21 protein-coding genes and 1 pseudogene are annotated in these 24,049 nt (G+C 73.5%); 13 read left to right on the top strand and 9 right to left on the bottom strand.

The features are described 5' to 3' along the window. Positions 1-8: 8 nt before the first annotated feature. Positions 9-221, top strand: coding sequence for a DUF397 domain-containing protein (locus ID554_RS23460; RefSeq protein ID WP_117228391.1), 213 nt, complete (start codon positions 9-11; stop codon positions 219-221). An 88-nt stretch (positions 222-309) separates the two neighbouring features. Here the strand turns inward: ID554_RS23460 and ID554_RS23455 are convergent, their stop codons facing one another. From ID554_RS23455 to ID554_RS23445, 3 genes are all read right to left on the bottom strand, one after another. After that, entirely contained in the window at positions 310-1,287 is a 978-nt protein-coding gene (locus ID554_RS23455; protein WP_117228390.1) for a carbohydrate kinase family protein, read from the bottom strand. 354 nt (positions 1,288-1,641) lie between these two features. Further along, positions 1,642-2,010, bottom strand: a complete 369-nt coding sequence (gene erpA / locus ID554_RS23450; protein WP_117228389.1) for an iron-sulfur cluster insertion protein ErpA — start codon at positions 2,008-2,010, stop codon at positions 1,642-1,644. 179 nt (positions 2,011-2,189) lie between these two features. Further along, positions 2,190-3,329 carry a glycerate kinase family protein gene (locus ID554_RS23445; RefSeq protein WP_117228459.1) on the bottom strand — a complete coding sequence of 380 codons (1,140 nt, stop codon included), beginning with the start codon at positions 3,327-3,329 and terminating at the stop codon, positions 2,190-2,192. Between the two features lie 68 nt (positions 3,330-3,397). On the opposite strand from ID554_RS23445, the gene nadA reads away from it, so the two are divergent. The 3 genes from nadA (at position 3,398) to ID554_RS23430 (ending at position 6,830) form a co-directional block, all read left to right on the top strand. Further along, on the top strand, positions 3,398-4,573 hold the full coding sequence (nadA, locus tag ID554_RS23440; protein ID WP_117228458.1) for a quinolinate synthase NadA: 1,176 nt from the start codon (positions 3,398-3,400) through the stop codon (positions 4,571-4,573). A gap of 211 nt (positions 4,574-4,784) precedes the next feature. After that, positions 4,785-6,140: a UDP-N-acetylglucosamine 1-carboxyvinyltransferase gene (gene murA / locus ID554_RS23435; protein ID WP_117228388.1), complete on the top strand. Its 1,356-nt coding sequence runs from the start codon at positions 4,785-4,787 to the stop codon at positions 6,138-6,140. A gap of 87 nt (positions 6,141-6,227) precedes the next feature. Then, the gene (locus ID554_RS23430; RefSeq protein ID WP_117228387.1) at positions 6,228-6,830 is read left to right on the top strand and encodes a DUF3043 domain-containing protein; all 603 of its coding nucleotides are present in this window, start codon (positions 6,228-6,230) and stop codon (positions 6,828-6,830) included. A gap of 25 nt (positions 6,831-6,855) precedes the next feature. Here ID554_RS23430 and ID554_RS23425 read toward each other — a convergent pair whose 3' ends face one another. Both ID554_RS23425 and ID554_RS23420 read right to left on the bottom strand, forming a co-directional pair. Next, a complete protein-coding gene (locus ID554_RS23425) occupies positions 6,856-7,164 on the bottom strand; it encodes an AzlD domain-containing protein (RefSeq protein ID WP_117228386.1) in 309 nt (102 codons plus the stop codon). Then, a complete protein-coding gene (locus ID554_RS23420; RefSeq protein WP_117228385.1) occupies positions 7,158-8,024 on the bottom strand; it encodes an AzlC family ABC transporter permease in 867 nt (288 codons plus the stop codon). Before ID554_RS23420 ends, ID554_RS23425 begins: the two co-directional genes overlap by 7 nt. Before the next feature lie 66 nt (positions 8,025-8,090). Here ID554_RS23420 and ID554_RS23415 point away from each other — a divergent pair, with 66 nt between their 5' ends. The 3 genes from ID554_RS23415 (at position 8,091) to ID554_RS23405 (ending at position 14,308) form a co-directional block, all read left to right on the top strand. Beyond that, on the top strand, positions 8,091-8,525 hold the full coding sequence (locus ID554_RS23415; protein ID WP_223884218.1) for a helix-turn-helix domain-containing protein: 435 nt from the start codon (positions 8,091-8,093) through the stop codon (positions 8,523-8,525). Between the two features lie 237 nt (positions 8,526-8,762). Then, positions 8,763-13,166 carry a WG repeat-containing protein gene (locus ID554_RS31895; protein ID WP_223884217.1) on the top strand — a complete coding sequence of 1,468 codons (4,404 nt, stop codon included), beginning with the start codon at positions 8,763-8,765 and terminating at the stop codon, positions 13,164-13,166. 143 nt (positions 13,167-13,309) lie between these two features. Next, positions 13,310-14,308 (top strand): aldo/keto reductase family protein, encoded by a 999-nt coding sequence (locus ID554_RS23405; protein ID WP_117228384.1) that lies wholly within the window; start codon positions 13,310-13,312, stop codon positions 14,306-14,308. Between the two features lie 40 nt (positions 14,309-14,348). Here ID554_RS23405 and ID554_RS33205 read toward each other — a convergent pair. Both ID554_RS33205 and ID554_RS23400 read right to left on the bottom strand, forming a co-directional pair. After that, positions 14,349-14,432: pseudogene (locus tag ID554_RS33205) on the bottom strand (site-2 protease family protein); the annotation flags it as partial. A gap of 10 nt (positions 14,433-14,442) precedes the next feature. Beyond that, positions 14,443-14,643, bottom strand: coding sequence for a hypothetical protein (locus tag ID554_RS23400; RefSeq protein ID WP_117228383.1), 201 nt, complete (start codon positions 14,641-14,643; stop codon positions 14,443-14,445). 172 nt (positions 14,644-14,815) lie between these two features. On the opposite strand from ID554_RS23400, the gene ID554_RS23395 reads away from it, so the two are divergent. The 4 genes from ID554_RS23395 (at position 14,816) to ID554_RS23380 (ending at position 19,130) form a co-directional block, all read left to right on the top strand. Beyond that, complete coding sequence (locus tag ID554_RS23395) at positions 14,816-15,022, top strand: hypothetical protein (protein ID WP_117228382.1); 207 nt, start codon at positions 14,816-14,818, stop codon at positions 15,020-15,022. A 63-nt stretch (positions 15,023-15,085) separates the two neighbouring features. Further along, the gene (cobU, locus tag ID554_RS23390; protein ID WP_117228381.1) at positions 15,086-17,011 is read left to right on the top strand and encodes a bifunctional adenosylcobinamide kinase/adenosylcobinamide-phosphate guanylyltransferase; all 1,926 of its coding nucleotides are present in this window, start codon (positions 15,086-15,088) and stop codon (positions 17,009-17,011) included. Beyond that, positions 17,001-17,774 (top strand): adenosylcobinamide-GDP ribazoletransferase, encoded by a 774-nt coding sequence (locus tag ID554_RS23385; RefSeq protein WP_117228380.1) that lies wholly within the window; start codon positions 17,001-17,003, stop codon positions 17,772-17,774. Before cobU ends, ID554_RS23385 begins: the two co-directional genes overlap by 11 nt. Before the next feature lie 66 nt (positions 17,775-17,840). Next, positions 17,841-19,130 carry a DUF2314 domain-containing protein gene (locus ID554_RS23380; protein WP_117228379.1) on the top strand — a complete coding sequence of 430 codons (1,290 nt, stop codon included), beginning with the start codon at positions 17,841-17,843 and terminating at the stop codon, positions 19,128-19,130. A gap of 18 nt (positions 19,131-19,148) precedes the next feature. On the opposite strand, the gene gcvT is transcribed toward ID554_RS23380, so the two are convergent. Next, positions 19,149-20,273, bottom strand: coding sequence for a glycine cleavage system aminomethyltransferase GcvT (gene gcvT / locus ID554_RS23375; protein ID WP_117228378.1), 1,125 nt, complete (start codon positions 20,271-20,273; stop codon positions 19,149-19,151). 165 nt (positions 20,274-20,438) lie between these two features. Between gcvT and ID554_RS23370 the strand changes: the two genes are divergently transcribed. Beyond that, entirely contained in the window at positions 20,439-22,010 is a 1,572-nt protein-coding gene (locus ID554_RS23370; RefSeq protein WP_117228377.1) for a leucyl aminopeptidase, read from the top strand. A gap of 137 nt (positions 22,011-22,147) precedes the next feature. Here ID554_RS23370 and ID554_RS23365 read toward each other — a convergent pair whose 3' ends face one another. Next, positions 22,148-22,477 (bottom strand): hypothetical protein, encoded by a 330-nt coding sequence (locus tag ID554_RS23365; protein ID WP_117228376.1) that lies wholly within the window; start codon positions 22,475-22,477, stop codon positions 22,148-22,150. Positions 22,478-22,656: 179 nt separating this feature from the next. Here ID554_RS23365 and lpdA point away from each other — a divergent pair, with 179 nt between their 5' ends. Continuing rightward, positions 22,657-24,048 carry a dihydrolipoyl dehydrogenase gene (gene lpdA, locus ID554_RS23360; RefSeq protein WP_117228375.1) on the top strand — a complete coding sequence of 464 codons (1,392 nt, stop codon included), beginning with the start codon at positions 22,657-22,659 and terminating at the stop codon, positions 24,046-24,048. Position 24,049: the final 1 nt, after the last annotated feature.

The raw sequence follows: 24,049 nt of genomic DNA, 5'->3' as shown, positions 1-24,049 counted from the left end.
AGGCCACCGTGTCCACCCGCGACCTCTCCGCCGCCCGTTGGTTCACCAGCAGCCGCAGCGCCAACAACGGCGACTGCGTCGAGTGCGCGATCCTGCCCGCCGCGATGGCGGTACGGGACAGCAAGGATCGCTCCGGCCCGGTGCTCGTCTTCTCGCACAGCCAATGGTCGGTCTTCGTCACCGACATCACCACGCATCGCCAGCCGGCTGATCTCGGGTAACCGCCACGACGATCGGCTCTCGATCCCGCCCGCCGCAGCGGAACCGCTCAGGACCGAGAGCCGGGACGCCATACCGACGGTGCAGTGGTCAGGGCAGCAGGTGCGGGCGGACCTCGTCGGCGGCCTCGTCGCCGTACGACTCGGCGAGGCGCTTGACGAACAGGTCGCGGCGTACCTGGTACTCCTGGGTGCCGACGGTCTCCAGCACCAGGGCGGCCAGCAGCGAGCCGACCTGCGCGGCACGCTCCAGCCCGACGCCCCAGGAGAGCGCGGTGAAGAAGCCGGCGCGGAAGCCGTCGCCGACGCCGGTGGGGTCGATCGCCTGAGCCTCCCGGGCGATCGGCACGTGGATCGGGGCGAAGTCCCGCCCGGCGATCTCCACCCCGTGCTTGCCCAGCGTGGTGACCCGGATCCGGACCCGGTCCAACAACTGCGCGTCACTCAGCCCGGCCTTGCTCTGCAGCAGCGACTTCTCGTAGTCGTTGGTCATCAGGTACTCGGCGCCGTCGATGAGCGCCACCACGTCCTCGCCCTCCATGCGGGCGAGCTGCTGAGACGGGTCGGCTGCGAACCGGTAACCGCGCTCGCGGCACTCGGCGGAGTGGCGCAGCATCGCCTCCGGGTCGTTGGCGCCGACCAGGACCAGGTCCAGCCCGCCGAGCCGCTGCGCGACGGGGTGCAGCTCGATGTTGCGTGCCTCGCTCATCGCGCCCGCGTAGAAAGAGGCGATCTGGCACATGTCCGTGTCGGTGGTGCAGACGAAGCGGGCGGTGTGCGCCACCTCGCTGACGTGCACCGAGTCGCAGTCCACCCCGTGCCGCTCCAGCCAGGAGCGGTAGTCGGCGAAGTCGGCGCCGACGGCGCCGAGCAGCACCGGGCGCAGACCGAGCTGCCCCATGCCGAACGCGATGTTCGCCGCCACTCCGCCCCGGCGCAGCACCAGATCGTCCACCAGGAAGGAGAGCGAGACCTTGTGCAGCTGGTCGGCGATGAGCTGGTCGGCGAACCGGCCCGGGAAGCTCATCAGATGGTCGGTGGCGATCGAGCCGGTCACGGCGATCTTCATGGCAACCCTCGGGGTCGGGAGCGGGGCGCGGTCAGCCTACCGGCACCACGCTCACCGAGCGACCAGCCCGCCCAACCTCCCCCACCGCCCAGTTACCCACCCATCACCCCAAACCATCCCGCCCCGGTCAACCCACCAACCACACCCCCGTACCCACCCCGGCCCGCAAGGTTGATCAAGGAGTTCTCGCCCTCCCGGCCGCCCTTAAGTAACCAAAACCTCTTGATCACCGCCGGCAGGCGGGGGTGGGCGGGAGCGCGGAGCGGGGGTGGGGGTGGGGGTGGGGGTTGGTGGGGGTGGAACGCGCGACGGCGGAACGGCTGGGGGGCCGTTCCGCCGTCGGAGGTTGGAGACTCAGCTGAAGGAGTCGCCGCAGGCGCAGGAGTTGCCTGCGTTGGGGTTGTCGATGGTGAAGCCGTTGGCGTCGATCCGGTCGGCGAAGTCGATGGTGGCGCCGGCCAGGTAGGGGGCGCTCATCCGGTCGACGACCACCTCGACACCGTCGTAGTCGGTGACGACGTCACCGTCGAGCGAACGCTCGTCGAAGAAGAGCTGATACCGCAGGCCGGAGCAGCCACCCGGCTGCACGGCGACGCGGAGCCGCAGGTCGTCGCGGCCTTCCTGCTCGATCAGGGCCTTGACCTTCTCCGCCGCGACGTCGGTGAGGACGACGGACGTGGGGGCCTTGGCCTCGGTCGACTCGGTCTGCGCTGGCGTGGTCACGTGGAATTCTCCCTGCGCGTTCGAAGTGGTCTTCCCCTGGCCAACGTCAGTCGCCGGTCAGCGATTCCCACAGCGGTCCAGCTTCTGATTGTAGGCCGCCGATCGCCGGGTGACCCGGCAGCGTGACCAGCCACTCCGGCGCACCCCGGACACCGGGGCGGTCCGGGGACGCCCCGGGGTCAGCGGCTCCACTGCCGGGCCAGCCGGGAGCCGAGCTCCCGCAGCCCCTGCGCCGGACGTTCCATCGCCACCGTCAGCCCGCCGTGCTCCTCGCCGCCGAAGTGCTCCACCAGGCTGTACGCGTCGGTCACGCCGACCGAGGCCGCCTCCCGCCGCCCGGTGCTGACCTGACCGGCGAGCACGACGCACGGTACGCCCCGGTCCCGGGCGGCGCCCGCCACCCCGGCCACCACCTTGCCACGCAGCGACTGGTGGTCGAACTTGCCCTCGCCGGTGACCACCAGGTCGACCTCGTCGAGCACCGCCTCCAACCCGATCGCCCGGCTGACCAGACCGATGCCGGACTCGCACCGCCCGCCGAGCGCCAGGAGCGCGGCACCGACGCCACCAGCCGCGCCCCCGCCCGGCAGCGCGCCGAGTCCGCTCGGGCAGCCCGGCAGGTCGCGTTCGAGCACCTCGGCCCAGCGTCCGAGCGCGGCGTCGAGCAGCAGCACGTCGGCGCGGTCGGCGCCCTTCTGCGGCCCGAAGACGTTGCTCGCCCCGTGCAGCCCGAGCAGCGGGTTGTCGACGTCGGTGGCGGCGATCAGGCGGGCCTCGCGCAGCCGGGGTGCCCCTTCGAGCGTGGCGACCGCTGCCAGCGCGGCACCGCCGTACGGCAGGGCGTTGCCGGTGTCGTCCAGCGGGACCGCGCCCAGCGCGGTGATCATCCCGGCGCCGCCGTCGTTGGTGCCCGAGCCGCCCAGTCCGACGACCACCGTCCGGGCGCCCGCCTCGACCGCGGCGGCGATCAACTGGCCCAGCCCGTACGACGTGGTGGCCCTGGGGTCGCGTTCGGCCGCGTCGAGCAGGTGCAGTCCGCACGCCTGGGCGCTCTCCAGCCAGGCGGTCGCGCCGTCGTCGGTGAGCAGGATCTCACCGGCCGCCGGGCGGCCCAGCGGGTCGGTCGTCGGCACCGGCACCCGCGTGCCGGGCAGTGCTCCGGCGAGCACGTCGAGGAAACCCGGCCCGCCGTCGGCCAGCGGCCTGACCAGCAGATCGTCGCCGGGCGCGATCTCCCGCCAGCCGTCGGCCACCGCAGCGGCGACCTCGGGTGCCGGCAGCGTGCCGGCGAACTTGTCCGGACAGAGCAGTACGCGCATGCCTGGCAGTGTGGCAGCCCACACCGGCACGGGCGGCGCGCCGGTCATGCTGTGGGACCATGGTGGGCGTGACGTCGACCTGGGTTGAGCCCTCCAACACCGCGACTGCGCTGCTGCTTCTCGGCCGTGGCAGCGACCCCGCCACCGAGCGTGGCGTGGAGTGTCCGGGTGACCTGCCGGCACCGAGCGACCCCGATCTGGTGTCCCGGGCGGCGGCGGCCAAGGCGGCGCTCGGTGACCGGGTCTTCGTGCTGGGCCACCACTACCAGCGCGACGAGGTGATCCAGTTCGCCGACGTGACCGGTGATTCGTTCAAGCTGGCCCGCGAGGCCGCCGCGCGGCCGGACGCGGAGTACATCGTCTTCTGCGGCGTGCACTTCATGGCCGAGAGCGCCGACATCCTCACCTCGAACAAGCAGCAGGTGATCCTGCCGGATCTGGCGGCCGGCTGCTCGATGGCGGACATGGCCGCGCTGCCGCAGGTCGAGAGCGCGTGGGACGTCCTGACCGAGCTGCGCATCGCCGCCCGGACCGTCCCGGTCACCTACATGAACTCGTCGGCCGACATCAAGGGCTTCGTCGGCCGCAACGGCGGGGTGGTCTGCACCTCGTCGAACGCCAAGCGGGCCCTGGAGTGGGCGTACCAGCAGGGCGAGAAGGTGCTCTTCCTGCCCGACCAGCACCTGGGCCGCAACACGGCGGTGCTGGAGATGGGCTTCTCGCTGGACGACTGCGTGCTCTACGACCCGCACAAGCCGGGCGGCGGGCTGACGCCCGAGCAGTTGCGCGACGCGCGGATGATCCTCTGGCGGGGGCACTGTTCGGTGCACGGCCGGTTCACCCTCGACAGCGTCAACGACGTCCGCGATCGGGTGCCCGGCGTGAACGTGCTGGTGCACCCGGAGTGCCGGCACGAGGTGGTCAACGCGGCCGACCAGGTCGGCTCGACGGAGTACATCATCCGTACGATCGAGGCGGCTCCGGCCGGTTCGGCGTGGGCGGTCGGCACCGAGCTGAACCTGGTCCGCCGGCTCGCGCTGGCGCACCCGGACAAGCAGATCATGTTCCTGGACAAGGCGGTCTGCTACTGCTCGACGATGAACCGCATCGATCTGCCGCACCTGGTGTGGGCCCTGGAGGAGCTGGTCGCCGGCCGGGTGGTCAACCGGATCACCGTCGACGCCGACACCGCGCACCACGCGCGGGTGGCGCTGGACCAGATGCTCGCACTGCCCGGTGCCTGATCACCCTCGGTAACCATTGCCGTACGCAAAAGTGCCGGATCACCGATAAATGCCCCCAGGGGTAGTGTGACCGAATCCATTCTCATCACAGAGGGCTATGCTGCCGGGCGGACGAGAACGCGGGCGCGTGCGTTTGGCCGCGACCGCGCCGTGGGTAGCGATCCACGGTGGCCCACATCGACACGGCAGCACGCACGCGCTGGAGGTTGCGTTGACCGACGACGTCCTGGTCGTACACGGAGGCACCCCGCTTCAAGGGCGGATCCGCGTGCGCGGTGCGAAGAACCTGGTTTCCAAGGCGATGGTCGCCGCCCTGCTCGGCGACAGCCCGAGCCGGCTGTTCGACGTACCCAGGATTCGCGACGTGGAGGTGGTCCGGGGCCTGCTCGGGCTGCACGGCGTCAAGGTGACCGATGGCGTCGAGGACGGTGAGCTGGTCTTCGACCCGGCCAACGTGGAGAGCGCCAGCACCGACCAGATCAACGTGCACGCCGGGTCCAGCCGGATCCCGATCCTGTTCTGCGGACCGCTGTTGCACCGCCTCGGGCACGCCTTCATCCCCGACCTGGGCGGCTGCCACATCGGGCCCCGGCCGATCGACTTCCACCTCCAGGCGCTGCGGGAGTTCGGCGCCACGGTCGAGAAGACCCCCGAGGGGCTGCACCTGTCCGCCCCGAACGGCCTGCACGGCACCAAGTTCTCGCTGCCCTACCCGAGTGTGGGCGCGACCGAGCAGGTGCTGCTCACCGCCGTGATGGCCGAGGGGGTCACCGAGCTACGCAACGCCGCCGTGGAGCCGGAGATCATCGACCTGATCTGCATCCTGCAGAAGATGGGCGCGATCATCAAGGTGCACACCGACCGGGTCATCGAGATCCAGGGTGTGCCCCGCCTGCACGGCTACACCCACCGGCCGATCCCGGACCGGATCGAGGCGGCGAGCTGGGCCGCGGCGGCCCTGGCCACCCGGGGCCACGTCGAGGTGCTCGGCGCCGAGCAGGCCGACATGATGACCTTCCTGAACGTCTTCCGCTCGGTCGGCGGCGAGTACGAGGTGACCGACGCCCGCCCACCGAAGCTGGGGCACCCGGGCCAGGAGGGCGGCATCCGGTTCTGGCACCCGGGCGGCGAACTTAACGCGGTGGCCCTGGAGACCGACGTGCACCCGGGCTTCATGACCGACTGGCAGCAGCCCCTGGTGGTGGCGCTGACCCAGGCGCGGGGCTTATCGATCGTCCACGAGACGGTCTACGAGCAGCGGCTGGGCTACACTGAGGCGCTCAACACGATGGGCGCGAACATCCAGGTCTACCGGGACTGCCTGGGCGGCACCCCGTGCCGCTTCGGCCGGCGCAACTTCAAGCACTCCGCGGTGATCGCCGGGCCGAGCAAACTGCACGCCGCCGACCTGGTCATCCCCGACCTGCGGGCCGGTTTCAGCCACCTGATCGCCGCGCTGGCCGCCGAGGGCACCTCCCGGGTGTACGGCGTCGACCTGATCAACCGGGGCTACGAGGACTTCGAGGCGAAGCTCGCCGACCTCGGCGCGCACGTCGAGCGACCCTGATCCCGGCCGGCGGCCCCGACCGCTCCCGCACGGGTCCGGTGCACCCGCGATGTGCACCGGGCTCTTGGCGTTGGCTACCCTTGCCGCGTGCCGTCGCTGTTTCGTCGTAAGTCCGCCGACCTCGCCGATCCCGTCACCGAGCCGGAAACCCCGGCCGAGGAGGAGGCGGAGTCGACCCGTGTGCGTGGCTACACGCCGAGCAAGGGACGGGAGACGCCCAAGCGGCCGGCCACCGGCCGTCGGCCGGCCGGCGCGACCAAGGCGCTGAGCAAGGAAGAGGCCAAGGCGCTGCGTCGCCAGCGGCGGGCCGAGGCGTCGGCGGAGTTCCGGCGCGAGGGCGGCCCCCGCGACCGGGGACCGGAGCGGCTGCTCGCCCGCAACGTGGTCGACTCCCGGCGTACCGTCGGCACCTGGTTCTTCGGCGGCGCGCTGGTCGTGCTGATCGGCTCCAACCAAGCGATGCCCCCGGTGGTCCGGCTCGCCTCCAACCTGCTCTGGGGCGCGCTGGCGCTGGGCGTGGTGATCGACTCCGTGCTCATCTCGCGCAAGATCAAGAAGCTGGTCCGGGAACGCTTCCCGCGGACCGACCAGCGGATGGGTTCGCTCTACTTCTACGCGATCATGCGGTCGATCACCTTCCGCAAGCTGCGTACCCCGGAGCCCCGGGTCGCCCTCGGCGACCCGGTCTGACCCGTCGGTCTTCGACCGGCACCGGTCACGGCACGCCGAGCAGGCGCAGCACCGCGGCGGTGCCGGCGGCGGCGAGGACCACCACCACGAACGGCGCGCGCCGCCACGCCAGCGCCACCCCGACCAGCACTCCCGTCGGGCGGGCCCAGCCCGCGAACCCGCCCGCCTCGGTCAGCGCCGCGGTGGCCGCCAGCGCCGCCAGCAGGGCCGCCGCGCCGACCGGCAGCAACTGCCGCGCCCCCGCCGGCATGTCGAGCCGGTCACGCAACAGCACCCCGGCCACCCGAAAGGCGTACGTCCCGACGGCCAGCGCCACGATCGCCGCGATCAGCACGGCTCCTTCTCCCCTCGCCCCGCCGGCACCGGCCCGGTCCCCGGCGCGTCGGCTCTCGGCACGTCGTGCACGTCGACGGGCACCGGCCCGCTCCCCGGCGCAACGATCTGCGGCAGACCGCCCGGCGCGGAGGTCTTCAGCGTGCCACCATGCGCAGCGGCCTCCGGCGTGCCGGCCGGCGCGGAGCGGGCCCGGATCCGCTGGACGGCCAGCAGCCCCGGTCCGGCCAGCGCGAGCAGGACCGGCAGACCGGCCGGGAGCAGCGGTGTGGTGAGTACCGCCACCACGGCACCGGCCAGCGCCACCCGCCGGGTCTCGGGGTCGCGCAGGCTGGGCAGCAGCAGGGCGATCAGACCGGCCGGGAAGGCCGCGTCCAACCCGAGTGCCGCCGGGTCACCGGCCACCCCGCCGACCAGCACGCCGAGCACGGTGCCGACGTTCCAGGCCAGGAAGAGCAGCACACCGGCGAGCCAGAACGCCCGGCGGCGGTCGGCGCCGGGCGGCCGGGCCAGGGTGAACGCCGTCGCCTCGTCGGTCATCAGGTGACTGCCGAGCAGGCGGTCCCGCAGCCGACGGCCGATCGTTTCACCGAGGGTCAGCCCGAACGGAAGGTGCCGGGCGTTGAGCAGCAGCCCGGCGAGGACGGCGGCGACCGGACTACCGGCGGCCAGCAACCCGACCGCCATGAACTGCGCGCCTCCGGCGTACACCACCACCGACATGGTCACGGCGGCCCAGCCGGGGATTCCGGCCGCGACGGCGACCGCACCGAACGAGACGCCCACGGCGACCATCGCCGCACCGATGGCGGCGACGTCACGGAGCACGCCCGCCTCCGGCGTTCGTTCTGGCGTACGCATTGTTCATCATGATGAACACGCCCCTGCCGTTCGTCAATTTGAACAGCATGACCGACGGAGCGAACCATGGCCCCCGAACCCACTCCCCCGTTGGCCACCATCGCCGCCGCCCTCCGCTACGAGCGGCGGGTGGACATCTCCCTCACCGAGCTAGCCCGGCGGGCCGGCATCGCCAGGTCGGCCCTGTCGCAGCTGGAGTCCGGTGTCGGTAACCCCAGCGTGGAGACACTGTGGGAGCTCGGGGTGGCGCTCGACGTGGGGTGGCGCTCGACGTGCCGTTCAGCCGGTCGGTCGAGCCACGGGCGACCACGGTCCGGGGGACTACGCGACCTTCCCGGGCGACGCCCCGCACCGCTACGAGGCCCTCGCGCCGGGTACCTTCGCGATGCTGGTGATGGAGCACCCCTGACCCGCTGCGGGTGCCGCGACGGCGAGTTGACCAAGGGTGGCGGATCGCCCGAAGTCCGACCCGACCAAAGACCTAAATGTCCTGATCAATAGGATAACGTTTAGGTTCGACGAGGGTGCCGCAGTGGCGGTGAACGAGCCCGCGCCGCTACCCTCCATGCGCAGCCATTCGGTGCCGGGATCGAGCGACTTAACCGGCCCGCAGGGGGCCCAGCGCGACCATTTCCGACGAGGTGACATCGGCGTGAGCGAGCGGACGCGAGCCGACCACCGTGCCGCGACCGGTGCCGCCACCCGGCGACGTCCCGGCCGCAGCGACGGGCCCGGCGGATGAGTCGCGGCTACGCCGACCGGTGGCCCGGCCCCGCCGATCCGTCCTGGGTCGTCGAACCGACGGCCGAGTGGCATCCCCAGTTCCCGGGCCAGCGATACCCGGGAGACATCGGCGTCGACCGTCAGCCGCCTCCCGGCCGTAGCCGGTCCAGCGCGGTCGGCCGCGCCGAGGTACCGCCGCTCGCGCCGACCCGCCCGGACGGCACGTACGTGGGCCGTTCCTGGGACGACGAGCCGGACGGCCGGCCTGGGCGGCAGGAGGTCCCGGATCCTCGACGCCATGACGGGGCCACCGGCGCCCAGTCGTACGACCGGTCGTTCGCCGATACGCGTCCCGAGCGATCCGGTGCCGAAGGCCGATGGTCCGAGCGCGGACGGGACGGGATCACCTGGTCCGAGATGGGTCCCCAGGGCGCCACCGGTGCACCGCCCCGACGCGACCAGCGCGACACCGACCGGTACCCGCCGAGGGACCCGGACCGTCGCGACCGGTACGCCCCACCCGACCTGGACCGGCGCGACCAGCGAGAGCCGGACCGATACGCCCGCCGCGACACCGACCGGCGGGAACCCGACCGCTACGACCGACGCGACAACGACCGACGCACCCGGCCGGAGGACGACCGACGCGACACCGCCCGCTACGCCCGGCGGGACCCGGACCGGCGGGACCCGGACCGCTACGGCTGGGACGCCCCCGATCGCCGCGACGCCGACTGGTACGACCGCGACACCGACGGCCGTGATCCGGACCGCTACGCCCGACGTGACCCGGACCGCCGCGACGACCGCGACCTCGACCGGCACGCCCGACGTGACCCGAACCGCCGCGACGAGCGCGACCCGGACCGCTACGCCCGACGTGGCCCGGACCGTCGGGACGAGCGCGACCCGGACCGCTATCCCGAGCGCCCACGCCGGCCCGAGCCGACCGGACGCGACGGTCGCTGGGACCGGAACGCGCCGTTCTCCCCCGCCGGGCGCCCGGAACCCGGCTGGGTGCCGGAGCCGGACGACGACCGGCGTCGGCTGCCCGCCGCGCGTCGACCGGCCGATGATGTCGACCGCCGGTCGACAGGTGACCCCTCCCCGCGACCCCGCTACCAATGGAGCAGCCACCCCGGCGAGCCGTCGGTCGACGACCGCCCGGCGGTGGAACGGTACGACTACCGCGACGACGTCAGCGTGGGCGACCCGGACAGCGCTCCGTACCCGGACGGCTACGTCGACGAGGAGCCGATCCGCGCCACGCGGGGCGAGTGGGAACGCCCCGAGCCACCGGCGCGGGCGCCGGCGCCCGCACGCGGAGACCTGCCGTGGCCCGCGCCCGGGCCGCTGCGCCCGAGCACCGGGCGGGACCACCGCGAGTACCAGCGACCGGCGGCACCCGGACCCGGTGCCGACCGGCACCGGCCCGACGAGCACCGCCGCCCCGGCGTCCCGGACCCGGCCCGGCCCGAACGGTTCGACACCGACCGACCGGCCGCCCAGCGTCCCGACCTCGACCGGCCCGTCTCCCCCGCACCCGACGACGACGTACTCCGGTCCGGCCGTCCACACCTGTCAGTGGTCCCCGACCGACCGGTCTCTCCCGCGCCGGACTCGGACCGCCCGGTGTCGCCCGCCGCCGGCCGCGCCCGTCCCGTCTCCCCCGCGCCGGAGCGCGGCCGACCCGACGTCACGCACCGGGACCGGCCGCTCGCCGCAGTCCCGGACCGGACCGACGACACCGACCGCGACCGGGCCACCGCTCGCCCCGACCGGGATCGTCTCGACCGCCCGGACCGGGACCGGCCCCCCGCAGCAGCCGGGAACCGGGCACCCGCCGGGGACACCGTTCGGCTGGCACCGCTGCACCAGCACGAGGTACGCCCCGCACCGCTGCACGAGCACCAGGTGCGGCCCGCTCCCCTGCACGACCAACCGGTCGTCGCCACGCCACCACCAGCCCCGGCGCCCTCGGTCGCAGCGGTACCACCCGCCGCCGGCCCGTCCCCGACCCGCCCGGTCTCCGCACCGCCCACGCCCCCACCGCCCACGCACCGCGCCGTTCCGACGTCACCGAACTCCGCGCCGCCACCGCCGGTCTCCGCACCACCGAGCCAGCGGCCGGTCGCGGCTCCACCGCCGGGCAGCGCGCCGCCGAGTCAGCGACCCGTCTCCGCGCCACCGAGCCACCGACCGGTCTCCGCGCCGCCCATGCACGCGCCTGCGGCCGCCGGGCCGACACACCCGCCTCTTGACCGCCCACCGTTTGACCGGCCAGCGGTCAAACGGCCAGCGGTCAAACGACCGGTCTCGGAGACGCCGGAGTCCCAGCCCGCCGCTCCGAAGCCGACCCGGTTTCTCCCACCGCCGGCCGAGCCGGCCGCACACTCGCCGTCCCCGGCACCGTCGGAGAGCGGGCCGGGATGGTTCGGGGCTGCCAGTTCCGCTCCGGCGGTCACCCCCGACCGACCCGCCCGCCACGGTCCCCCCGGGGCACCGGTGGAGCCTTCCTGGTTCAGCACCGGGTCGACCGAGGCCGACCGACCGGTTTCGGGACCGCCGGCGCCACCCCTTGCGACGCCGTCGCTCCGCGCCGATGCGGGTGCCCCGACACGCCCGGTCTCCACACCACCGGTTCCCGACGTGTCGGTGCCGGTCTCCGCACCGCCCGCCGTACCGGTCTCCGCCGTGCCCGCCACCTCGCCGGATCGGCGGACCGGGACGGACCCGGGCACCTTGCCGGAGTCCGGGCCCTTCCCGGAGGTGGACGCCTTGCCGACGACCGCCCCTCCGGTGTCCGCGCCACCGCACGCCGGGGCCGCACCGCCGTACATCGAGGCTGCGCCGTCGGACACCACCGCCGCACCCCCGGCCGACACCACACCATCCGACAGCACACCATCCGACACCAGCACCACACCACCGGACATCGACACCACGCCGCCGGTTACCGACACCGCACACTCCGACGCCGCACGCCCAGACAGCGACACCGACACCGCGCCCTCGGAAACCGACACCGACACCGCGTTCTCGGACGCCGACTCGGCGGCGACGGGGCCGCCGGACGACGAGTACGAGGCCGAGCCGGAGCAGGAGGACGAGCCCGAGGCACCGGCCGACCCCGAGCGGTTGCTGGCGCACTACCGCTGGCGGCTCGACCCGACGACGCTGCGCGAACTGGTCGACGATCCGGAGGACCTGCGCGAGCTCCGGCAGGGGCTCACCGACAAACTCGCCTCCGCCCTGGACAACCGTTCCCGGGCCCGGCTGCTGAGCCTGCGGGCGGTGGCCTCGCGCGTACTCGGCGATCTCGACGACGCGTTGGACGACGGCCGGATGGCCCTGACCTACGCGGAGGCGACCGGGGAACTGCGGCGGTCCGCGCTGGCACAGGCCCGGTTGGCGCACGTGTTGCGCTGGCGGGGCGAGTTCGCCGAGGCGGACCGGATGTTCGCGGAGGCCAACTCGGCGGAGCTGCCGGACCGGTTGCGCGCCGCCCTGCACGAGCACGCCGCCCGCTCCTGCTACGACCAGGGCCGGTTGATGGAGGCGTGCCACCACTTCGAGCGCGCTCTCGACCTGCGCGGCGAGGGGGACGCCGAGTTGCTGGCCCGGGTACGCGTCGGGCTGGACGCGATCGCGGCGCGCGCCGGGGCGAGCGGCTTCGGGCCGTACCCGCGTAGTTGGGACGAGGTGTTGGAGCGGGAGCGGGCCCCGGTGCCCGCCCGCGACGGCGACGAGGGCCTGTGGGGGTACGCCGACGCCGTTGGTGACCTGACCGTGCCGGCCCGGTACGCCGAGGCCCAGCCGTTCCGGGAGGGTCTGGCCTGGGTACGCGGCCCGCAGAGCGACCGGTGGTCGTTGATCGACCTGACCGGTGAGACGGTGGTCGAGCCGACCTACCTCGCGGTGCGCCCCTTCTCCGACGGGCTGGCCTGGGTGGTGCGGGACGACAGCGGCTGGCTGGCGGTGGACACCGCGGGTGCGGTGGCGGTGCCGCCCGGTTTCGCCGAGGTGCGGCCGTTCCGCCGGGGTGTGGCGGCGGTCCGCCGGGAGGGGTGGGGTGCCGTGGACCGCAGCGGGCAGATCGTGGTGCCGACCCGCTACCACGGTTTCCACACCACGCTCGCCGACGGCCGGTACGTTGACGGCTTCACCGACGAGGGGCTGGCCGTGGTCGACCTGGCCGGGCGCAAGGGTGTGGTGGACCGGACCGGTCAGGTGCTCGTGGCTCCGGCCCACCCGGTGCTGCTGATCCATCCGGTGGCCTTCCTGGCCACCAACGGCGTCGGGCAGTGGGGCGCACTGGACCGGCGCGGCGGGTCGCTGATCGACCCGGTGTTCCGCAACCCGGACGAGGTCGTCGCGGAGATCGAGGGACTGCTCAGCGACGCCACCCCGATGCTCTGACCTGGACGGTCCGGTCGTCGCGGCCGAGGTGCGGGCGGTCCCGCTCGCGGCCTGTGGCGACAACCACATCTGGCGGCCACGCAAGCCGATGCGTCGAGAATCGCCCTGGCCGTTCGTACCTCCGGTGGGGCTAGGGTCAGGGCATGGAATTCCGACACCTGGGCCGTTCCGGCCTGATGGTCAGCGAGATCTCGTACGGCAACTGGATCACCCATGGCTCGCAGGTCGACCAGGACGCCGCGTTCGCCTGCGTCCGAGCCGCCCTGGACGCCGGCATCACCACCTTCGACACCGCCGACGTGTACGCCGGCACCCGCGCCGAGGACGTCCTCGGCCGAGCGCTGGAGCAGGAGCGGCGCGAGGGCCTGGAGATCTTCACCAAGGTGTACTGGCCCACCGGTCCGGGTCGCAACGACCGGGGCCTGTCCCGCAAGCACATCATGGAGTCGATCAACGGGTCGCTGCGCCGGCTGCGGACCGACTACGTCGACCTGTACCAGGCCCACCGGTACGACTACAGCACGCCGCTGGAGGAGACGATGGAGGCTTTCGCCGACGTCGTGCACTCCGGCAAGGCGCACTACATCGGAGTCTCCGAGTGGAAGGCGTCGCAGATCCGCGAGGCCCACGCCCTCGCCCGGGAGTTGCGCATCCCGCTGGTCTCCAGCCAGCCGCAGTACTCGATGCTCTGGCGGGTCATCGAGAGCGAGGTCGTACCCACCAGTGAGGAACTGGGAATCGGTCAGATCGTCTGGTCACCGATGGCGCAGGGCGTCCTCACCGGCAAGTACCAGCCCGGCCAGCCGCCGCCGGCCGGTTCCCGGGCCACCGACGAGAAGTCCGGTGCCGGCTTCATCGCCAAGTGGCTCACCGACGACGTGCTGACCCGGGTGCAGCAGCTCCGGCCGCTGGCCGACCAGGCCGGGCTGACCATGGCCCAGCTCGCCGTCGCGTGGGTGCTGCAGAACCCGAACGTCTCGTCGGCGATCATCGGCGCGTCCCGCCCCGAGCAGGTGCACGACAACGTGAAGGCGGCCGGGGTCAAGCTCGACGCCGGTCTACTCAAGGCGATCGACGAGGTCGTCGAGCCGGTGACCGAGCGGGATCCGGCGCGTACCGAGTCGCCGGCCGAGCGTCGCTGACCCGGCCCGTCCCCGGCCGGGCACGTTCAGGCCGGCCGGGGACGTGGTACGCGACCAGGGCGAGGAACACCGGACTGGGCCGGAACGCGGCCCGGGGTACCCCAGCACCAGCGGCTCGGAGTCCCGGGGCGGCATCACTCCGCCGGGGGTTGCAGGCTCATCCGGTAGTCCACCCGGTCGTCCTCCAGCAGCGTGACCGAGGTGACGCCGGACGCCGCGAGCTCCCGCCAGGTCTGGCCGATCCAGGACTCGGCGTCGGCCTGGCTACCGAACGACTCCCCCGGCCCGTCGACCGACTCGCCGTTCGCGCCCTCGTACCGCCAGCTCCACGCCATGTGCGCGTCTCCCCTCGCCGCTGATGTCCCGCTGGGACGGACCTGGCGCCAGCGTAGTCGTACCGCACCGCCGACCGCCCGGCCACGGTCGTCGATCGAGGGCGTACCCCCGGCGGTTGACCGTGCCCGGGCCGGGTATGTCCGGGGGAACGGATCTTCACAGGAGGCGACGATGACGAAACCCATTCCGGAGATGGACACGGCGGAAATTCGCGACATCGCGGTCAACGGCGGTATCCAGGGGGCACGGGAGATGGACCGGGAGGAACTGATCGACGCCCTGGTCGCCCGACCCGGCGAGGGCGCCTGGCAGGAGGACCCGAAGCCGGCGGACGTCAACCCCAACGACTACATGTACCAGTCCCCCGAGCCTCGGTGAGCTGGCGCGGGAGCGTGGCCCTGCGATGCCGCTCCCGCCCGGCCGGCCGTTAAGGTACGAGCCATGTCCCTAGACGGGTGGAACACGCTCCTGGTGCTCGGCGGCATCCGCTCCGGCAAGTCGGAGTTCGCCGAGTCCCTGGTGGCCGACGCGGCCACGGTCCGGTACGTGGCCACCGCCGCCGGCGGAGGCGACGACGACGCGGAGTGGGCGGCGCGGATCGCCGCGCACCGGGAGCGCCGGCCGGCGACCTGGAACACCGAGGAGACGGCGGACGATCCGCGTCGGCTGGCCGACGTGATCGCCGCCGCCCGGCCCGAGGAGACGTTGCTCGTCGACGACCTCGGCGGCTGGGTCACCGTGCTGCTCGACCCCGCCCACCAGCCGGCCGACGACACCGTCACCGTCGCCGAACTCGCCGCCGCCGTCCGGGACTGCCCGGCACGGCTGGTGCTGGTCAGTCCCGAGGTCGGGCTCTCCCTGGTGCCGACCACACCGCTGGGCCGGGCCTTCACCGACGCGCTCGGCGCGGTCAACCGGGCCGTCGCCGACGCCTGCGACGCGGTGGTCCTGGTGGTCGCCGGCCAGCCGGTCCGGCTGAAGCCGGCCACGCCCGAACCGGCACCGGCCGCCGAGCCCTCGCCGGGCCGGTCCCCCGTCAACGGCACGGCGGTGCCCGCACAGGCCGGCCCGAGCGACGCGCGACCGGCCGACGACGCCGCGGCGCTGCCGGCGTCGCCCCCGGTGACCACCCCGGAGGTACCGGCCGCAGCCGCACCGGTCCCGGCCGCGGACGGGACCGGGCGGACGCCACCCGCGATGACGCTGCCGGTCGCCGACACCGGCCTGGTCATCCAACCGGGCATGGAACTGCCCATGCCCGACGACCACACCGGTCCGCAGGCGGTGGAGCGGCTCGCCACGCTGGACGTGCCGGGCACCGGGCTCGGCGTCCTGGAGCAGGTGGTGTCGTTCGCCGCCGCCACCCAGGGCACCCCGACCCCGATACCCTGGCAGTCGGTCCGGGTGCTGCTGCTGCACGGCGACCACGACGGCGGGAGTGCCGCCGGCACTCCGGACGGGGAGTCGGCACGGCGCGCCGAGTCGGCCCGCGCCGGCCAGGGCGTGCTCGCCCGGCTGGCCGCCGAGAGCGGGGCGAGCCTGCAGGTGGTGACGGCGCCCACCGCCGCCGCCATCGAGGACGGGCCGGCGCTCACCGCCGAGCAGGTCGACGCCGCGCTGCGGTACGGCTGGCGGCTGGCCGCGGAGGCCGTGGACTCCGGCGTACACCTGCTGGTGGTGGCGGCGTGCGGTGCCGGCACCGAGGCGGCTGCGGCAGCGGTGCTGGCCGCGACGGCCGGTGCCGAGGCGCCCGCCGTGCTCGGACGGGTGGTCACCCCCGACGGCGAGATCGACGACGTGGCCTGGATGGCCCGCTGCGCGGCCGTCCGGGACGCCCTGCACCGCACCCGCCGGGCCTCCCGGGACGCCAAGGACGTGCTGGCCCAGCTCGGTGGTGGGGATATCGCCGTGGCCACCGGAATCCTGCTGGGCGCGACCGCGCGCCGCACGCCGGTGCTGCTGGACGGGCCGGTCGGCGTGGCCGCCGGCCTGGTCAGCCGGGACCTCGCCGGGCAGGCGCGGCACTGGTGCATGCTGGCCGACCACGGTGGGCACCCGGCCGTCAAGCTGGCCGCCGACGTGCTCGGCCTGAGCCCGCTCACGGAACTGCGGCTGGACCTCGGCGAGGGCGCCAACGCGCTGACCGTGCTGCCGCTGTTGCGCTCGGTGCTGGCGCTGGCCGCCGCGCTGCCGCCGCGCCCGTCGGGCGAGGCGGCCGACGACGCCGACGAGCCGGAGCCGGTCGAACAGGACGAGCCGGACTTCCGTGAGCCCGAGCCGGCGGGCCCGGGACCGACCAGCACCGAAACCGAACCGCCCGGACCGACCAGCACCGAACCGGCGGAGCCGGGCGCGCGTGCCGGCTGAGCCCCGGCTCGGCGACGGGGCGCGGCTGGCCCTGACCACCTTCACCATCCTGCCGGTACGCACCGGCCGGATCGACCGGACCACGGCCGGTACGGCGATGGCGCTCGCCCCGGTGGTCGGCGCCCTGCTGGCCGTCCCGCTCGGCGGTCTCCTGCTGCTGCTCGACGCAGTCACCGCACCGCTGGTCGCCGCCGGGGTGACCGTCGCGGCGGGTGCTCTGCTCACCCGGGGGCTGCACCTGGACGGGCTGGCCGACACGGTGGACGCGCTCGGGTCGTACCGGCGGGGACCGGCCGCGCTGGAGATCATGAAAAAGCCGGACGTCGGGCCGTTCGGCGTAGTCGCGCTGGTGCTCGTCCTTCTGGTGCAGGCCGCGGCGCTGGCGGAGCTGGCCGGCCGGTCCCGGTCGGCGGCGTTCACGGCGGTGCTGGTGGCAGTCGCGGCCGGTCGGCTCGGGGTCTCGCTGGCCTGCCGGCGGGGTGTCCCGGCGGCCCGCCCGGACGGGCTCGGCGCGTTGGTCGCCGGCACCGTCGGGCCGGTCGCGCTGGCCGTGGCGACGGTCGCCGTGACGCTGACGGCGATCCCCGCCGTGCCGGATCGCCCCTGGCAGGGGCCGCTTGTCGTGCTCGCCGCGCTGGCCGTCGCGGCCGGGCTGCTGCGGCACGTGGTACGCCGTCTCGGCGGCATCACCGGCGACGTGCTCGGTGCCACCGTCGAGCTGGTCACCACGCTGGTCTACCTGGGTCTGGTGCTGTCCGGCTGAGCCATGCGGCCGGTGGCGGGTAGCGTTCCTTGTCGACAGCACCAGCGCGGCCACCCTGGGGACGACATGCTCATCACCGACGACTTCCTGCCCGTACCGGTCCCGGAGTCGCTCACCGCGACGTACCTGGCGCCGACGGTGGGGCTGCCGTCGGTGACCGCCCGCACGGCGGTTCGCGGGCTGGCCGGTCGGTTGGCCGAGCCGGTGCACGGGCTGGCCGTGCAGATGCTGGACAGCCCGCTGATGAGCGTCGACATCCGCCCGATCGGCGAGTTCCCCGAGCTGCCGCCGGACCTGCTCACCGCGTTCGGGGCCACCGAGGCGCAGCTCGACCGGCTGGCCGCCGCGAGTCACCTGGTGGTGGTGCAGGCCGAGTACCGGCCGGGCTGGCCGCCGGCCCACGAGTGGGCGGCCCGGGCGGTGGCCGCCGCGGTGGCCGAGGAGGTCGGCGGCGACGTGGTCGACGTGTTCGGGTTGCAGTTCCTGGACCCGGCGGCGGCCCTGCGGTCGCTGCCGGACGCCGAGGGCCGGGTCCGGCTGGTCGACTGGGTGCTGGTGCCGTACTCCTCGGACGCCGAGGGGCTCTGGTTCACCACCAAGGGGTTGCGCCGCTTCGGCCTGCTGGAGTTGCAGACCCAGGGCGTGCCGGACCACCTCACCCGGGCCTGGGGCGCGGTGATGACCGGCGCCGCGCGCCGGCTGCTGCGGAACTGGACCGACGGGCTGGCCGGCGAGGAGGTGCCGGCGTTCGTGCCGCTGCCGGTGCTGGCCACGGTCACCGGGCACGACATCGCAGTCGCCTACGGCAATCCGGAGCAGCACGGGGCGACCGCGCCGGTGCTCCTACGGCTGGAGTTGGACCCGGCCACCGACCCGGACGCCGACTCGTTCCTCAGCCTGCGCCCACCGGCCGGGCACCCCGGCCCGGACGGGCGCTACTTCGCCGCTGCCTGCGGCACCCTGTTCGCCGGCATCCAGCCCGACGTGCGGTACGCGCGATCGGGTGACGCGATGAGCCGGGCGGTCGCCACCGCCCGCGCCGGGCTGGGCGACATCCGGGCCCGTTTCCGCGCCGGCCAGCTCCCGCCGCAGACTCAGCTCGTGGTCAAGTACGGGCTGCCCGGTGACGACGGTCCGGAGTACGTGTGGGCCGGGGTGACCTCGTGGGACACACCGGAACGGATCGTCGGCGCCAGCGCCAGCGACGCCAACACCGACCCGTCGGTCCGCATCGGCTCGCCGGTGGTGGTCGAGGCCGCCGACGTCGTCGACTGGGCCGTGCTGGACACCTCCGGCGTCGTCGAGGGCGGCTGGACCCAGGCCGTCCTGGACGCCGGCGAACCGCCCCGCTCCTGAGTCACCTCACCGACAGAGTCACTTCACCGACGGGTCGACGAAGGGCGGTCGGGTCAGCCGGACCGGCAGGCGGCGACCACGGACGTCGACGTGCAGTTCGGTGCCGTCCGGCAGGGCCGGGGCGGTGTCGACCAGCGCGAGGGCGATGCCCTGCTTGCGGGTCGGGCTGAACGTGCCGCTGGTGACCGTGCCGACCCGGGTGTCGCCGTGGAACACCGCCATGCCGGGGCGCGGGATGGCCCGGTCGACGGCCTCCAGGCCGCGCAGCGTACGCGCCGGACCGGCGATCTTCTCCGCGAGCAGCGCGTCGCGGCCCCAGAAGGCCGGCTTGTCCCAGCCCACCGCCCAGCCGGACCGGGCCTGCACCGGGCTGATCTGAAGCGACAGGTCCTGCCCGTGCAGCGGGTACCCCATCTCGGTGCGCAGGGTGTCCCGGGCGGCCAGCCCACAGGCGCGCGGCGCGGGCTCGGCGGCGAACAGCGCGTCCCAGACGGTCACCGCGTCGGCCGCCGGGACGACCAGTTCGAAGCCCAGCTCACCGGTGTAGCCGGTGCGGCACACGGTCAGCGCGACGCCGTCGAGGGTGGCCGGCGAGAAGCTCATGTAGCCGTGGTCGGTGGGCAGGCCCAGCCCGGCCAGCAGCGCCGCCGAACGCGGTCCCTGCACCGCCAGCACCGTGTACGCCTCGTGCTCGTCGGTGACCGTGACCTGCTCCGGCGCGGCGGCGCGCAGCCGGCGCACCACCTCGGCGGTGTTCGCGGCGTTCGGGATCAGGAAGACGTGGTCGTCGGCGTACAGGTAGGCGATGATGTCGTCCACCACGCCGCCGGTGGCCTCGTCGCAGCAGAGCGTGTACTGCGCCCGGCCGGGACCGATCCGCCCCAGGTCGTTGCTGAGGCAGGCGTTGACGAACGCCGCCGCGCCCGGCCCGGTCACCCGCACCTTGCCCAGGTGCGAGACGTCGAACACGCCGACCTCGGTACGCACCGCGGTGTGTTCCCGCAGCACCCCGCCGCCGGCGTACTCCAGCGGCATCTCCCAGCCACCGAACGGGGCGAACTTGGCGCCGAGTACGGAGTGTCGCTCGGCCAGCGGAGAGCGGCGCAGCCGGGTTTCGGCGGCGTCGGTGGTCACGTCGGTCATGGGAGGGAACTTACCGGGGCGGACCGGTCTGGTTAGCATCGGCGGGACCCGCCGGAGTAACCGGCGGGGCAGCACCGACGTCCGACGGGTACCTCATCCGCCGGCACCAACCGAACCGCCGGTACGCCACACGCGGCCGGCCCGGCCCGCCCGGGAGCAGCTTCCGTGACATCGCCCAGCACCACCCTGAGCCTGGTCGACACCGACCCCGCCGAACTCGCCGTCGACGCGATCGTGATCGGCGTGCACAGTACGACCGGTGAGCAGGACGCCACCAGCGGCCTCGCCGGCACCCTGCTGCTCGCCAGCGGCGCCGAGAGCATCGCCGCCGCCTTCGACGGCAAGCTGACCGAGACGCTGGCGTTGCTCGGCGCGACCGGCGGCCCGGGCGAGGTGATCAAACTGGCCACCCTGGGCACCGTCACCGCCCCGGTGGTCGCCGCCGTCGGGCTCGGACCGGAGCCCACCGGTGCGGCACCCGCCCCGGAGACCCTGCGGCGGGCGGCGGGGGCCGCCGTACGGGCGCTGGCCGGCGCGTCCCGGGTGGCGCTCGCGCTGCCGCTGCCGGACGACGCCGACGGCCCCGCCGCGCTGCGCGCGGTCGCCGAGGGAGCGCTGCTCGGCGGGTACCGGTTCGCCGGCTACAAGACCCGTCCGCAGCCGAGCCGGCGCGAGCCGGTGGCCGAGGTGCTGGTCGCGGTGCCGGACGCCGCGGACGCCGGTACGCAGGCCGAGGTGACCCGGGCCCGGACGGTGGCCGCCGCAGTCCGGCGGGCTCGCGACTGGGTCAACGTCGCGCCGAACGAGCTGCGTCCGCCGGTCTTCGCCGACGCGGTCGCCGAGGCCGGCCGGGCGGCGGGCCTCGAGGTCGAGGTGCTCGACGAGGTCGCTCTGCGTGCGGGCGGCTACGGCGGCATCATCGCGGTCGGTCAGGGTTCGGAGGCCCCGCCGCGGCTGGTCAAGCTGACCTGGACCCCGGACGGCGGCGGCAGCGGCAAGCGGATCGCTCTGGTCGGCAAGGGCATCACCTTCGACACCGGTGGCGTCTCGATCAAGCCGGCGCAGGGCATGTGGGAGATGAAGTCCGACATGGCCGGGGCGGCGGCCGTGGCCGCCACCATGCTGGCCGTCGCGGAGCTGAAGCCGCCGGTGACGGTGACCGCGTACGTGCCGATGGCGGAGAACATGCCGTCCGGGACGTCGTACCGGCCGGGCGACGTGATCACCATGTTCAACGGTAAGAAGGTCGAGGTGCTCAACACCGACGCCGAGGGCCGGCTGATCCTCGGTGACGCGATGGCCCGGGCCTGCGCGGACGGCTGCGACTACCTCTTCGAGACCTCCACCCTCACCGGCGGGCAGGTGGTCGCGCTGGGCAAGCGGATCTCCGGCGTGATGGGCACCGCCGAGCTGTGCGAGCGGGTCCGCGACGCCGGTGACGCGGTCGGCGAGCCGGCCTGGCCGATGCCGCTGCCGGACGACGTGCGCAAGGGCATGGACTCGGACGTGGCCGACATCTCGCAGGTCAACGCCGGCATGGACCGGGCCGGTCACATGTTGCAGGGCGGTGTGTTCCTGCGCGAGTTCGTCACCGACGACGTCCCCTGGGCGCACATCGACATCGCAGGACCGTCGTACCACTCGGGCGAACCGACCGGCTACTGGACCAAGGGCGGCACCGGCGTACCGGTCCGTACCCTCCTGCACCTGATCGACGACGTCACCGCGAACGGCTGACGTGTGCGTGTAAGGAAGGGTCCCCTGCTAACGCCTGGCGCATAGCAGGGGACCCTTCCTAACATCCAGGCCGAGCCGCGCCACTGCGGCAGGGTGCGGCGCACGGTGCGATGCGGCGGGGGTGCGGCCGGGACGGGTCAGTACTGCTCGGGGCGGCGCTTGCGGCGCTCGTTGTAGTCACGCATCCGCTGCGGGTAGCCCATCAGGGCGATGTCGTAGACCGGGATGCTGACCCGGTACGCGAAGCGTCGCGCCCCGTCCGGCCCGTCGATGCGGCGCCGGGTCCACTCGCCGTCGTCGGCGATCAGGATGACGGTGGTCTCGGTGACGGTGGTGCGGGGTTCGATGAACGCCTCGACACCCTTGCGGGTCCGGACAAAGTTTTCCAAGTGCTCCAGATCGGCGCGATTAGCCGTACGGTCGGAGTCAACCGCGCGTGCCTGCTTGCGTCGCCGGAACAGTCCCACCGAGCCGTCTCCCCACGCGTTCGTCGTCGAAGGCAGTGCCAAGGGTACGTGGCGACCACGTGTCGTTGGGCACCTCGGTACGCAGCTTCCGCACGGTGGTGACAAGATGGCCGAGGTGGGGTGTGTCCCTGTTACCCCGCCGTGACCCCCGATGCAGCGACGCGACCTGGGAGTTGGACGTGAGCGAGCCGAACGACGCAACCTTCGACATCGTCATCCTCGGAGGTGGCAGTGGCGGCTACGCGACCGCCCTGCGCGCCGCCCAGCTGGGCCTGAACGTCGCGCTGATCGAGAAGGGCAAGCTCGGCGGCACCTGCCTGCACAACGGCTGCATCCCGACCAAGGCGCTGCTGCACGCCGCCGAGATCGCCGACCAGACCCGCGAGTCGGAGCAGTTCGGCATCAAGGCCGAGCTGGTCGGCATCGACATGGCCGGGGTGAACGCGTACAAGGACGGCGTCATCTCCCGCCTCTACAAGGGCCTCCAGGGCCTGGTCGGCGGCACCAAGAACATCACCTTCGTGGCAGGGGCCGGCAAGCTGGTCGCCCCGAACGCGGTCGAGGTGGACGGCAAGCGGTACACCGGCCGCAACGTGGTACTGGCCTCCGGCTCGTACGCCAAGAGCCTGCCGGGCCTGGAGGTCGACGGCGAGCGGGTCATCACCAGCGACCACGCCCTGACCCTGGACCGGGTCCCGAGTTCGGCGATCGTGCTCGGCGGCGGCGTGATCGGCGTCGAGTTCGCCAGCGTGTGGAAGTCCTTCGGGGTGGACGTGACCATCATCGAGGCGCTGCCCCGCCTGGTCGCCGCCGAGGACGAGGAGTCGTCGAAGGCGCTGGAGCGGGCGTTCCGCAAACGGAAGATCAACTTCAAGGTCGGCAAGCCGTTCGAGAAGGTCGAGAAGACCGACAACGGCGTCAAGGTGACCATCGCCGGCGGCGACACGGTCGAGGCCGAGCTGCTGCTGGTCGCCGTCGGTCGCGGCCCGAACACCGCCGACCTCGGCTACGAGGAGCAGGGCGTCAAGACCGACCGTGGGTACGTGTTGACCGACGAGCGGCTGCGCACCAGCGTGCCGAACGTGTACGCGGTCGGCGACATCGTGCCCGGCCTCCAGCTCGCCCACCGCGGCTTCCAGCAGGGCATCTTCGTCGCCGAGGAGATCGCCGGCCAGAACCCGGCCGTGATCGACGAGGCGGGCATCCCCCGGGTCACCTACTCCGAGCCGGAGCTGGCCTCGGTCGGCCTCACCGAGGCCAAGGCCAAGGAGCAGTACGGCGCCGACAAGATCAAGACCTACAACTACAACCTCGGCGGCAACGGCAAGAGCCAGATCCTCAAGACGGCCGGCTTCGTGAAGCTCGTCCGGGTCGACGACGGCCCGGTGGTCGGCGTGCACATGGTCGGCGCTCGGGTCGGTGAGCTGGTCGGCGAGGCGCAGCTGATCTACAACTGGGAGGCGTACCCGGGCGAGGTGGCGCAGCTCGTGCACGCCCACCCGACGCAGAACGAAGCCCTGGGCGAGGCGCACCTGGCCCTCGCCGGCAAGCCGCTGCACGCGCACGCCTGAC

Origin of the sequence: Micromonospora craniellae (genome assembly GCF_014764405.1) — a bacterium.
Taxonomy (GTDB): Bacteria; Actinomycetota; Actinomycetes; order Mycobacteriales; family Micromonosporaceae; genus Micromonospora; species Micromonospora craniellae.
Note: the sequence above shows the minus strand (reverse complement) of the source record. Positions and strands in the feature narration are given on the sequence as shown.